We start from the raw sequence: 12,123 nt of genomic DNA, 5'->3' as shown, positions 1-12,123 counted from the left end.
GGTGCATTTCGATTTCGCGGAACGGAAAAGGCACGGACGCCTCATTCGGTGTAACAACCATCGCCCCGAGGTGGATGCGTTTGAATCACCCAAAATCAGGTTGGCCAGTTCGGGTAGCACAACGTAAGGGCTTCAGCCATGTCTGCGCTCGCGTGGGTGAGTCTATTTCGGCAAACTCCACCACTCACCATGCGTCCTCAAGTCAGAGGGCTTTATCGACCAGCCACGCTCGGTATCGTGCCATGCCGCCGGAGCGGCTCGAAGCACCTCAATTCTACCCTCCCGCGTCGTCGGCTATTCGGAGCATTTAGCCTGAGGGAGCGTCGCCACCTGATCTAGGCCGTCTGCACGGCCCTTAATCCAGGCGCCATCTCTCTCTGGATTATCGCGGGTCGATATGCTTCCCTGGGCTGCGCAATCCGACACCGCTACCCTCATACGCCCGTGGCGCCCAGTTGGCACCTTCAGGAGCGCCAATCACTCTACCAGTCAGTCTTACGAGTGAACTCTGTTTCGGCATAGCTAAAGGTAGGCTAGTGCTATCAGATCGGATGCCGTTTATGGTCAATTTACAGGATGCCGGCGCGGTCACCCGGCATTGGACAGCAAATCGCATTAGATCGACGCAGTTGGAGGGCGGCTGGTCTACAACGGACCAGCCGCCCTCCAATTCGCTCACCTCCTCCGGCGAGCCGTGGACCCGCTCAGTTGTATTGCGCCGCTTTGTCCATGATCGACTTCACAGCTTCCACGACTTTTGCTCGGTCTGGAAGAAGTGCAGCCTCTAGGCGCGGATCGAATGGATGATGTACGTCAGGGAACGTTACTCTCCGAAAGCCCTGCAGCGGGCACGGCGCTTCTTCCAGGGCACGGACAATGATTTCCGCCGCGGTGCCCCCTGTGCGTGGGCCCTCGTCAACGACAACGAGCCGACCGGTCTGGGCCAGTGACTCATGGATGAGATGATGATTCATTGGCTTTACGGTAACGGGATCGATCACCTCAGCCGAGATTCCGATATCAGCAAGCTCTCTCGCTGCGTCCCGAGCCACGCGCTGCATAGCTCCCCATGCAACGATGGTGACATCGTCGCCTGGCACCGCGATGTGCCCGCGCAATACGTTGCCCGATGCCGCTTCTCCGAGGGCGCCCTCGTCCTCTGGAAGATCGTAGAGAGATCGATGCTCTAGAAAAATCACGGGGTCTCCGATTTCGACTGCCTCGATCAGAGCTTTCCGGGCCGCGCCCGGAGTGCTCGGGACGACTATTCGAAGGCCAGGAACGTTGTTGAATATTGCTTCAATTGATTGCGTATGCTCCGGACCTGCCCACTTGGCAGAAGAGCCTGCCGGCATTCTTAGTACGAGATGTAACGGCGCTTTCCATTGATGCTGGTATCGCCATTTTGCGATGTCATTCACGACCTCACTTCCAGCGCATACAAGAAAATCGGCTGAGTAAACCTCAGCTATGACCCTAAGGCCGGATACGGCCGCTCCAAGGGCCATACCGACAAGTGCATTTTCCGAAATAGGCGTCTCGATCACGCGATCGCCGCCATATCTCTGCAGGAATCCATACGTGATCTCACTTGCGCCCCCGCGCGTGTCGAGCGCTTCACCAAGCATGATCGCATCGGTGTGAGACGTCATAACGTCGTGCAGGCCCGCAGTAATTGCTTTTCGCATCGTCGCACTCATTGCAGCGCCTTTCTTGAGTCGAAATATGTATGAGCAAAGACCGCATCGAGCGAGGCCGGTGGTCCATCTAACATGGCGTCAAAGGCGTGACCAACCTTTGCTACTGCAGCGGCTTCTTCGCGCTCGAGCTCTGCGGTCGAAAGCCCCAATTCGAGAAGGCGGGCGCGAGCCCGGGGCATCGGGTCGAGTTTCCAAGCATCATCGAGCATATTCGAGTCGCGGTAGCGAGACTGATCATCATGCAAATGATGGGGATCGAGCCGCACTGTGACGCATTCAACAAATGCTGGCCCTCCTCCATCGCGTGCTCGCTCAACGAGACGCTCTGTTTCAGTTCCAACCTGCTCAACATCGTTTCCGTCAAGCTTGAGAACCGGCATAGGAAAGCCTGCCATCATGCCCGACATGTCGCCGGTGCTGTATAACAGGCTAGTTGGCGCCGCGACCGCATAACCATTGTTCTCTGCGATGAAAACGATCGGAAGCTGGCGCAGGGCCGCAATGTTCAGTGCTTCATACAGCCCGCCCCGATTTCCTTCCGCCTCGCCGAACATACAGACAACAGCAGCCTTGCGGCGTTGGAGGACAAGCGCTTGGGCGAGACCTAGCGCGATACCGAATTTGCTACCGAAGACGCCGTTTCGGCCAGGGATCCCTCGTTCTGGGGCCGTCACGTGCATGATCCCTCCGTGACCGCGTGACGTTCCATTGGCATTCATGAGCAAATCAGCAACAAGTTCCTCTAATTTTACGCCTTTAGCTAATAATGTAGCGAATGCTCGATAGTTGTAGAGTAACTGATCATCGATTTGCAGTGATAACCCAACCCCAGCATAGAGAGCCTCTTGACCTCGAGCGCCATGATAATTTGGCACGGCCACCCCTTCAAAAGCGATCTCAGTGCATTTCTCGTCAATCGCGCGGCTCAGCAACATGAGGCGGTAAGCCTCTGTAAGTTTATCTCGGTCCATTGTGCGATTCCCTCGCCCTAACGCACCGCACTGTTGTTGATGTGAGAGATCAACAATGCGGCCAATCCGGATGGTCAGCTCGCAAGGCAGAGGGATGAGGTCATGTCCTCTGCCTTGCGCACCTGTCATGCGATCTTTAGCTTCTCGACCGGGACCTGCCCCTTCAACACAGCACCGCCTGTCACTTTCCGCAGGATACGCGTGCAGTCGAAAAGGATACGGTTACCAGAGCCGACAAAGGTAACCTCAATGGCCTCCATGAGGGCTTCGACCGGAGCTCCCATCAGCAGCGCACGGCGGATGTGGAACTCCACCAGTTCCGTTCGACCTTGGAAAGCATAAATGCCAAGGATCATGAGTTCGCGCCTGATCGGATCCAGGAAACAGGGTTTCGCTTGGTAGACGCCCCACGCCAGTCGGCAATAGCGTGACCAAAACTCCGGATCTATGCGCGAAGCATAGATAAGATCATCGGCGATCTGACTTGCTCCGAGTTCCGCAGAATAATAGCGACGGATGTTGTCCTCGAGTTGCTCCGCGGACAACGGCATCGGGAGTTCGACCATGGGATCAACGACGACGCCCGGACGATAGTCAAACTGCACCCAATGGCCGTTCCACGGCCCCTCCTGGCAACCCGGTACCAGACCTTCCTTCTGCATTCGCAGGATTGCCTCGAAGCCATGATGCAGCGTCAGACCGCCGCCGGCCGTATGTGCAGCCTCGAGTGCCTCGACCATCTGCTCATAGGTTGCGCCCATCATCACGCCCTTCCGACCCTGATGGAAGCAGCCCGTCGAGCGCCGGTACGCCAGATAGGTGAAGATGATCATGTTGCGAGTGATGTGGTCGAGGTAGCGGGGCTGGTCCTTAAAGAACCCCCAGCCCATGTCGAGACGAGCCTCAAAGAAATCGGGGTCAAGCTCGATGCCAACGTGCGTGAACTTATAGGTTTCTTCTATCGACCGCGGGTCCATATTGCGGTCGCGAATATGGCGTTCAATCAAGCGATCAATCTGTTGCTGTCTGGTTTCGGTGCGAACTGCTGCGGTTGTTGCTACCATTTTGATCGTTCCTTCCATAATGCGACTGGACTTTTGGCGTTTACCCAAACGCGACCGGACTTGGAGCGGTGAGAGAACCGCGTTGCGCCTCCAACTTCATTGCGCAGTCTAGGCATGTCCCTGTAAGCAGGACAACGTCCCGGTATGGCTAACATTGAACGTTCAAAGGGTCAAGCGGCCCCGAATGCCCATTCAGGCGTTGAATTTCTAGTATTCACCTAGCAATCGCGGCGAACTTGCGAATTTGTTCCTGCGGATGATCGATGTGACGGACGTGTTGACAGCATCGAGAGACCGATTAATACTGAGACGTTGTCCTAGCTAACGGGACAGACGGGTGTTGACCCCCGATCCCCGCGCGAGATGCGCGATATCCGAATGAAAGGTCTGGACATGCCGCAGAACATCAAGGGAGCGAAACTTAATCTTGGGTATCCCAGCCGTCGCTCCGGACTGGCGCTGCTATCGCTTGTTGCTCTAGGGTTGGCCGGGCTTCCAGCGCCGGCGACCGCTCAAAGCCGCAATGCCACAGATGATCCTGTTGCTGCCGTTGCCCAGTACTCAGGCGCTGACCGGCAAGCTTTTCTTGAAACCGGCGCCCGTCGCGAAGGACGGCTAGTGGTGTTCTCCTCAACAGGAGATCCGGCAATCACTCAAATCGTGACTGCGTTTAAGGCCAAGTACCCGTTCCTTGAGGTGTCCGTGCCTTGCTGCCTGAACAGCCCAACGGATGTGACTACGCGTGCAATGGCAGAGATGAGGTCGGGACGTAGCTCTATTGGAGTGATTGAGACTTTTGTGTCGGGCCTCAATGCCTTGCGCCAGCTCAAGTTTCTGACGACATATTCAACGCCAAACTCGAAGTTGCAAATTCCCGAAGCGACAGACCGAGACGGGTACTATATCGCGTCCCGAAGTAATATGCGCGGCTTAGCAATCAACACGAAGGCGGTCTCCCCAACAGAGGCGCCAAAATCGTGGCAGGACCTTCTCGATCCCAAATGGCGTGGCCGAATCACGATTGCAGGTGGCGAGGCCGCTACGGGCTTGATTGCGTATCTGCAGGACAATCAGGGGAAGGATTACCTGGAAAAATTCGCAGCTCAAAAGCCTCGCCTCGTGCAAGTCACGGCTCGTGCCTTGGCCGAAATGCTACTCAGTGGAGAAGTCGAGATCTCTCCAACGATTACCCGGGCTCATATTGCGGGAGCAATCGAAAAAGGGGCGCCGGTTGCATTTGTCCCGATTTCACCTGTGGTGTCTATCAGCACTGCGCTTGCACTACCTGCAAAGTCACCGTCCCCTCACGCCGCCATGCTGTTTATTGACTTCGTAACTTCACAAGAGGGGCAACAGATCTACGTTAAGAGCGGTTTTGAATCCCTGAGCCCTGCATTCATGAAGCAAGAGGATGCACAGCTGAAATTTGTCTTTCCCGAGTCAGATCCCGGATATCCAAGACGTTCCAATGATCTAGCAGATCTCGCCACCCGCCTGTTCCACTCGCAGTGAGGCTTAACATGTCGCTTCAGACGGACAACACGATCGGCTTAAATCCCGAGCGAATTGCTGCTGACATCGAGGCGATCACACGGCTCTCGGATTCTACTCTGAGAGCCGCGGTGACCCGTACGTGGATCGCGGCATTAGAGAAGGGCGGGTATGCAAGTTTCGACGGTATCCCGGTTAGCACCGGGCTTCGGAACCGTTCTTTGCTCCAGCACGTGAACGACGTCAATTCACTCGCGCTATATCTCCTTCAACTCTCCCAGACCAGCTTCGGCCTTGATCCAGACTGGGATACAACCTTGGCCGCTGCCATTCTTCACGACGTTGACAAAGCCTTCATTCAACGCCGAACAGACTCTGGTTCGGTCGCGTATGTCGATGGATATACGATGCGAGACCATGGGCCCGCAGGCGCGGCGCTGGCCCAGGCCTACGGCATACCGGAGGCCGTCTGCGAACTCGTCCGAAATCACGCGCCGTTCAACTATGACGGTCACCTACCTCCTACCATCGAGGGTACCATCATACACTATGCGGACCTGACAGCATTCGATCTTGCGGCCAATCAATCTGGTGCGCCTCCGATCCATGCTCGTTCCATCTTACTGAAGAAAGACCACCCTCTCCTTCGTCAGGTACGTGAGATTGAAGCGTACTAGCTGAAACGAACGTGGTGAGCCGCGTCTCCAAGGCCTGAGGCCGTTGACAGCGCCCGAGGAAACAATATGTCACATTCTTCTGTTCAACCAGTTCAAGTTAAGGGACTACTCATCGACCGGCAAAGACCACGCCACCGGCTGTTCTCGCGTGTTCAGCCAGTAGAGTTGGTTCTATTTGGCATTCTGCTTGCCTTCTTCGTTTGGCTGGTGTTTCCGCCGGTTGCATCTTTGGTCGTAAAGGCTTTTACCGACGGGGATACAAACGAGCTTACTTTTGATCACTTCGTAACGATTCTGCCGACGCTTGTTCATGCAGGAGTGATCTCTAATACATTGATCTTCGCCGTTTCAGCGTCAGTTATTTCCTTTGCTTACGGCTCCGTTCTAGCTTGGCTCGCGGAGCGCACGAATGCGCCATTCAGGCGTCTAGTCTATGTGTCCGCATTTCTCTCATTCGCGCTTCCGACAGTCATCCAGGTGCTTGGTTGGGTGTTCTTGCTCGGGCGGCGGCAGGGATTCATCAACTCGATCCTCGTGACGCAACTCGGCATCCTCTCAGAGCCGTTGGATGTGCAGAGTATGGGTGGGATGATCTTCGTCGAGGCTATTCTTTGGACAGCCGTTGTCTTTCTCCTCATGGTTGTCCCTTTCAGGTCTATGGATGCAAGCTTGGAGGAGGCCGGTCGTGTCGCGCGGGGCACAAGCGCCGAAGTCTTCCTCCGCATCACACTCCGTCTCGCGATGCCGGCTGGGTTTGCCGTCTTCTTTATTAGCCTCGTTCGAAATCTCGAGTCATTCGAGGTCCCGGCTATTCTTGGACTCCCGGGTGGCGTGAACGTACTGGCGACACAGATTTTCGTGCGGTTGCATGCAACTGTATTGCCTAACTACGGCCAGGTATCTGCCTACTCGATCCTGCTTGTGTTGATTGTATTGCCGCTCCTATATGCCTATCACAGGGCTACAAAGGGCCAGGGGCATTATGCAACAATTACCGGAAAAGGACTAAGAACAGCCCGCTTGGATCTTGGACGCTATCGGTGGGCAGCCGGGATCTTCATGCTCACGCTTCCGCTCGTGATCCTTCTTCCGCTTTTTATGTTGGTATGGGTTTCCCTCATGCCCTTCTACCGGATTCCGTCTTGGGAAGCGCTGGGCTCTGCTTCACTCAATAATTACTACGCGTTGGTCGACTCAGGATCGCGAGTTCTAGACTCACTCGCAGCGACGGCGCTTGTTGCAGGCGGAAGTGCCACAATCCTAGTGTTTGCGACTGCAGCAGCGTGCTGGCTCGTTATTCGCACAAGGGTACCAGGCAGGTCCGCGTTGGAATTTGTCTCAGTGATTCCGTTGGCGATTCCGAGCATTGTCCTCGGTGCAGGCGTCCTTTGGGCCTATGTGGGGCTGCCAGTTCCGATTTACGGGACGGCGGCAATCCTTGTCTTGGCCTACATGGCCCGCTCTCTTCCCTTCACGATGCGCTCAAACTTTTCGGGAGTGCTGTCGATCAGCAAGGAATTGGAAGAGAGCGCATTCGTTGCCGGAGCAAACCACCGTGAATTGTTTCAACGCGTTCTGATTCCGCTCCTCCTGCCGGCGCTGCTGACCGGATGGCAGTATGCCTTCCTACAGACCGCTCGTGAGCTGCCCATCGCCTTGCTGCTGCAGAGCGAGGGAAATCAGATGATCTCGGTGCGGATTTGGAATCTCTGGGAAGTAGGACAGGTGACGAATGCTGCAGCTTTGAGCGTTGTCGTTGCCATTCTTCTTGGGATCCTAGGCTTTGTCTTAGAGGGGCTCAGTCGCCGGTATGGCATTGTCGCCGCTGAGGCTTCGGGGCGCCGGTAAATGACTATGATGGAAATACGGGAGGATCAAATGACACGTACGGGCGAATCCACACTCGTCGTTCGAGCCTTGAACAAGCACTATGGAGCATTCCATGCAGTTCGTGGTGTGAATTTCGACATCCGCGAGGGCGAGTTATACACGTTGCTAGGCCCTTCCGGTTGCGGCAAGAGTACGACGTTACGGTGCGTTGCGGGGTTGGAACACATCGACGGGGGCGACATCGCGATCGCCGGCACGGTGGTCGACTCGTCCGCGCCGCCGGTGTTCATGCCGCCCAACAAGCGCGATATTGGCATGGTATTTCAAAACTACGGCATCTGGCCGCATATGAGCGTATTCGACAATGTCGCCTTTCCGATTACGGTTTGGCGCAGCAAGGTTAGCAGGCGTGAAGTCGTTCGTCGCACTGAGGAGGCCCTGGCTGCCGTTAAGCTCGACCACTTGAGTGGCCGACGCGGCACAGAACTATCTGGCGGGCAGCAGCAGCGCGTTGCACTCGCTCGAGCTCTGGTTGCGAGGCCAAAGCTTCTTCTCTTAGACGAACCGCTTTCCAACCTGGACGCAACCCTCCGCGAATCCATGCGAATGGAACTTCGACGACTACAAAAAAATGTCGGTATCACGACGTTGTTTGTGACACATGATCAGACCGAGGCTCTAAGTATGTCGGATCGCGTCGCGGTCATGCGTGAGGGTGTCATTATTCAAGAGGATGCGCCGCAGGAAATTTATTCGAAGCCGTCAGATCTCTATGTCGCTGGCTTCCTCGGGCGGGTGAATTGTTTCGCAGCCAAAGTGAATACGGTTCACCGCGACTACGTCAGCGTTCAAGTCGGGTCAGGAACCCTCCACGCTCGGAGCCAACGGGCAATGCACGAAGGGGCTAGAGTAGTCCTTGCAGTTCGACCGGAGAAGATGTCCCTGCGCCAAGGTGAGAGCTCCGCCGTCAATAGCCTTCCGGGTGTCGTCGCTGAAGTTTCGTTTATTGGTGAGGCCGTCGACTACCGGCTTCTTGTCGATGGGACCTCGGTCATTGTACGCGAGAACGCGCGTGTTATTTTCCCCGTCGGGACATCCGTGCGGATTGAATTTGATGTCGATGATGGTCTTCTCTATGAAGACGAGGTTGCAGCGGCGAAGGTTAGCCAGGTGAGTGCCGTGGATCCGGCCGACGGGAAACTCGAAACACCCCGTACGACAGACACTCCGACAACTACACCGATGCGGAATCAGCAGTTTTCATTGCGCAAGACGGCCACGATAGGACAGTCGACGTAAAGTCTCGCGCATCTTGCGACATAGCTAACTGGTGCAAATGCTGTCATGAACAAGATTGTTGTTGCCGGAGCAACCGGAATAGCCGGTACCGCTGCAATTCGCCACTTTCGATCGCTACCGGACTGGGATGTAATTGCACTTTCGAGACGTCGGCCGGCGGATCCCGCTGTGTATCATATGCCGGTCGACCTCCTTGACGCCGAGGAATCAAGGAGGTCGCTTCAGAGCCTGGAGGGCGTTACCCACTTGGCCTATATGGCGCTGTTCGAGCAGGACGATCTTTTGGCTGGCTGGCGCGAGCAGTCCCAAATGGAAGCCAACCTGGCGATGCTTCAAAACGTAGTTGACGGCTTAGAGCAGTCGTCATCTGCACTACAGCATATTACTATCCTGCAGGGCAGTAAGGCTTATGGTTCCCACCTGAAGCCGGTTCCGGTACCTGCGAAGGAACGCTGGCCGAGAGGGGCGCACAAGATTTTCTATTGGCAGCAGGAGGATTTCCTTCGGGAGCGCCAGCGTAATGCGGCCTGGAACTTCACGATCTTGCGTCCAATGATGATTCTGGGTGAATCTATCGGCAGCCCCATGAGCATCATTGCGGCGATTGGGGTCTATGCGAGTGTAATGCGGCAGCTAGGAGAGCCCCTGCACTATCCGGGTGGTGGTCGGTACGTGATTTCTTGTACTGACAGTCGACTGATTGCACAGGCTGTCGAGTTTGCTGGAACCCACCGGCTTGCGCCTGGCGATACCTTTAATGTCGTCAATGGCGATGTGATCGTCTGGCACGATCTTTGGCCGAGCGTGGCAAAGCACTTTGGAATGGCTGTTGGTGATCATCGGCCAATGCGGCTCGCGGAAGAAATGCCGAAATTTGCAGCCGTGTGGGATGCAATTGCCGCTGAGCACGGCTTGCATTCAACCTCGATGAACGATCTGGTGGGCGGTGCCTGGCAATTTGCTGACTACAATTTTGCATATGGTCAGGATAATCCGCCTGAGAGGATCATCATGAGTCCCATTAAGTTCCGTCAGGCGGGTTTCACGCCTTGCTATGACACGGAAGATTCAATTCTGTACTGGCTGACGCGCATGCAGGAAGCGTCGATCCTGCCGCGGTAATTAACCCGACGAACCAGACGTCTCTGTAATGGCGCTGTGATCTCGAGGAGCATCGCGCTCAGTCACAAGGCCGCACCCTTCTGGCAAACAGCCTCTGACTGCGGCATTCAAGTTAGTGGATAAACGAGCTTGCTTCAACCGGGTTACCGCCTCTGCATCGGTGCAGCCGAGTGAAAGGTGTACTGGCGCCGTACGACCATAAGAACCCAGCGCCAGTTGAGGTATCAAGCTTTACGAAACTGCAAGTGCGTACTCCAGTTGGCTTACTCTAGCTGGGCACCGGACGCCTTAACGACAGGTGCCCACTTGATGAGCTCTGCCTTCACATGTTCCTCCAACTGCTCCGGGGTCGAACCCACCATCGTGGCTCCGAGCGCTCGAAGTCGATCTGCCGTCGAAGGATCAGCCAACGCTCCGTTTACAGCTTGATTAAGCTGGGCGATTACAGCCTCGGGCGTGTTCGGTGGCGCGAAAAGCCCCTGCCACGCGTAGGTCTCATAACCGACGAGCCCGGCTTCAATCATAGTTGGCACGGTGGGCAGTGTTGGCGATCTATCCTTTGTGGTGACGGCGAGTGCTCTCACTGTTCCAGCTTCGATATGTGGCGTTGCCGATGCCAGTGTATCGAACATGACCGGGACATGCCCTGCAACAACATCGTTCATGGCAGGGCCAGCGCCTCGATATGGCACATGCCTAATGTCGGTACCGCTCATCATTCGGAACAACTCTCCGGACAGATGCAGTGGAGTGCCGTTTCCGGATGAAGCATAGGAGTACTTGCCCGGGTTCGCCTTCAGCAGCGCGATGAACTCGCCAATATCCTTCGCCGGAACATTCGAGTTTACCAGCAGGACATTAGGCAATGTTACAAGGAGTGATACCGGCGAGAAGTCCCGAACGGGATCGTACTTAAGTGATTGAGTAAGAGCGGGATTGATCGCATGCGTTGCAATGGATCCCCAGAGAAGCGTCAATCCGTCAGCATTTGCCCTGGCGACGGCCGTTGCTGCCAAAGTGCCTCCCGCGCCTCCTCGATTCTCAAACACGACATTTACGCCGAGAAGCCCCGCCATCCTTTGGCATATGATTCGTGCCATGACGTCCGCCGAGCCACCGGCAGCGAATGGTACGACAATCGTAATGAGCGCGCCTTTGCGAAGCTCCTGTCCGAACGATACCTTTGAGTTCGCCAGCACAATAGACGAACTTAGCCCGAGCATTACACTTCGGCGGGAGAGTGCGATCGCCTTAAGGGGCCCTAAGGTATTTCTAAAGGCGCAGTCCCGGGGAAGTTTCATGTTACGCCAGCGTGCATAGCGAGATCGATGAGGGAGCATGTTTCCTCCTGTGTCGAGCAGAATTGGGGCCCGCAGAATGTCCACCTGCTACCACCCCGTAGCCTCACTTTAGCATGCGGGACACTGTCCTACCATATGGGACTGTTCTGAAAACAGAGTATTTTGAGTGTGTTTGGCTTTCCCTTCGGCGGGTCCTCATTTGAGGCTGTGGACGGCTCCCACCCAGCGGTGAGGTAGCATGGCTGTTGTCAGCAGCCAGCGGCACAGGAGCAGCCCATGAGCACGGTGGACTTGCTCCGAAAAAATGGAGAGCTTTTGATGAAGCAGGAGGATCTCCATGCGAAGACCCGTTTTACGAGAGAGTTTCAGGATGAGGCCGTCCGCCTCGTTTTAACGAGTGGACGCTCCCAGCGCGCGATCGCCGACGATCTTGGGGTGAACCGTTCGACGCTCGGGCGCTGGATGGCCGAGCACCAGGACACACGGCCTTCGTCGGCCATGCCGCCCAGTGAGGATGTCATGGACGAGGTCAAGCGGCTGCGTCGCGAGAACGAGGTGCTGCGGCAAGAGCGCGACATCCTCAAGAAGGCCACGGTGGGTTCAACCGGTCAGTGCACCATGATTGATTTCGTTGCGCTTCGGGAGAACTACTCATGGCACGCATGGGT

At 55.9% G+C, this 12,123-nt stretch carries 10 protein-coding genes; 6 read left to right on the top strand and 4 right to left on the bottom strand.

The annotated features are described in order from the left end of the window. Window positions 1-704 precede the first annotated feature (704 nt). The 3 genes from JKL46_RS28715 to JKL46_RS28705 form a co-directional block, all read right to left on the bottom strand. Window positions 705-1,700 (bottom strand): alpha-ketoacid dehydrogenase subunit beta, encoded by a 996-nt coding sequence (locus JKL46_RS28715; RefSeq protein WP_201840106.1) that lies wholly within the window; start codon window positions 1,698-1,700, stop codon window positions 705-707. Then, window positions 1,697-2,671, bottom strand: a complete 975-nt coding sequence (locus tag JKL46_RS28710; protein WP_201840103.1) for a thiamine pyrophosphate-dependent dehydrogenase E1 component subunit alpha — start codon at window positions 2,669-2,671, stop codon at window positions 1,697-1,699. The genes JKL46_RS28715 and JKL46_RS28710 overlap by 4 nt, the downstream gene beginning before the upstream one ends. Before the next feature lie 125 nt (window positions 2,672-2,796). Further along, a complete protein-coding gene (locus tag JKL46_RS28705; protein ID WP_201840100.1) occupies window positions 2,797-3,735 on the bottom strand; it encodes a carboxymuconolactone decarboxylase family protein in 939 nt (312 codons plus the stop codon). Between the two features lie 378 nt (window positions 3,736-4,113). Here JKL46_RS28705 and JKL46_RS28700 point away from each other — a divergent pair, with 378 nt between their 5' ends. The 5 genes from JKL46_RS28700 (at window position 4,114) to JKL46_RS28680 (ending at window position 10,154) form a co-directional block, all read left to right on the top strand. Further along, window positions 4,114-5,247, top strand: a complete 1,134-nt coding sequence (locus JKL46_RS28700) for an ABC transporter substrate-binding protein (protein WP_201840098.1) — start codon at window positions 4,114-4,116, stop codon at window positions 5,245-5,247. A gap of 8 nt (window positions 5,248-5,255) precedes the next feature. Further along, window positions 5,256-5,903 carry an HD domain-containing protein gene (locus tag JKL46_RS28695; protein WP_201840095.1) on the top strand — a complete coding sequence of 216 codons (648 nt, stop codon included), beginning with the start codon at window positions 5,256-5,258 and terminating at the stop codon, window positions 5,901-5,903. 66 nt (window positions 5,904-5,969) lie between these two features. Continuing rightward, a complete protein-coding gene (locus JKL46_RS28690) occupies window positions 5,970-7,751 on the top strand; it encodes an ABC transporter permease (protein WP_201840092.1) in 1,782 nt (593 codons plus the stop codon). 30 nt (window positions 7,752-7,781) lie between these two features. Next, complete coding sequence (locus JKL46_RS28685; protein ID WP_201840090.1) at window positions 7,782-9,032, top strand: ABC transporter ATP-binding protein; 1,251 nt, start codon at window positions 7,782-7,784, stop codon at window positions 9,030-9,032. A 45-nt stretch (window positions 9,033-9,077) separates the two neighbouring features. After that, a complete protein-coding gene (locus JKL46_RS28680) occupies window positions 9,078-10,154 on the top strand; it encodes an SDR family oxidoreductase (RefSeq protein WP_201840087.1) in 1,077 nt (358 codons plus the stop codon). Window positions 10,155-10,417: 263 nt separating this feature from the next. On the opposite strand, the gene JKL46_RS28675 is transcribed toward JKL46_RS28680, so the two are convergent. Beyond that, window positions 10,418-11,401 (bottom strand): Bug family tripartite tricarboxylate transporter substrate binding protein, encoded by a 984-nt coding sequence (locus JKL46_RS28675; protein ID WP_425493325.1) that lies wholly within the window; start codon window positions 11,399-11,401, stop codon window positions 10,418-10,420. A 330-nt stretch (window positions 11,402-11,731) separates the two neighbouring features. Between JKL46_RS28675 and JKL46_RS28670 the strand changes: the two genes are divergently transcribed. Continuing rightward, window positions 11,732-12,123: transposase (locus JKL46_RS28670; protein ID WP_201840084.1), on the top strand; the 392-nt coding region annotated here is incomplete at its 3' end.

Source organism: Microvirga zambiensis WSM3693, assembly GCF_016735695.1.
GTDB classification, from domain to species: domain Bacteria; phylum Pseudomonadota; class Alphaproteobacteria; order Rhizobiales; family Beijerinckiaceae; genus Microvirga; species Microvirga zambiensis.
Note: the sequence above shows the minus strand (reverse complement) of the source record. Positions and strands in the feature narration are given on the sequence as shown.

Coding starts and splice junctions, on each gene's coding strand:
- JKL46_RS28715 (WP_201840106.1), bottom strand. CDS start 1,700: ATGAGTGCGACGATGCGAAAAGCAATTACTGCGGGCCTGCACGACGTT.
- JKL46_RS28710 (WP_201840103.1), bottom strand. CDS start 2,671: ATGGACCGAGATAAACTTACAGAGGCTTACCGCCTCATGTTGCTGAGC.
- JKL46_RS28705 (WP_201840100.1), bottom strand. CDS start 3,735: ATGGTAGCAACAACCGCAGCAGTTCGCACCGAAACCAGACAGCAACAG.
- JKL46_RS28700 (WP_201840098.1), top strand. CDS start 4,114: ATGAAAGGTCTGGACATGCCGCAGAACATCAAGGGAGCGAAACTTAAT.
- JKL46_RS28695 (WP_201840095.1), top strand. CDS start 5,256: ATGTCGCTTCAGACGGACAACACGATCGGCTTAAATCCCGAGCGAATT.
- JKL46_RS28690 (WP_201840092.1), top strand. CDS start 5,970: ATGTCACATTCTTCTGTTCAACCAGTTCAAGTTAAGGGACTACTCATC.
- JKL46_RS28685 (WP_201840090.1), top strand. CDS start 7,782: ATGACACGTACGGGCGAATCCACACTCGTCGTTCGAGCCTTGAACAAG.
- JKL46_RS28680 (WP_201840087.1), top strand. CDS start 9,078: ATGAACAAGATTGTTGTTGCCGGAGCAACCGGAATAGCCGGTACCGCT.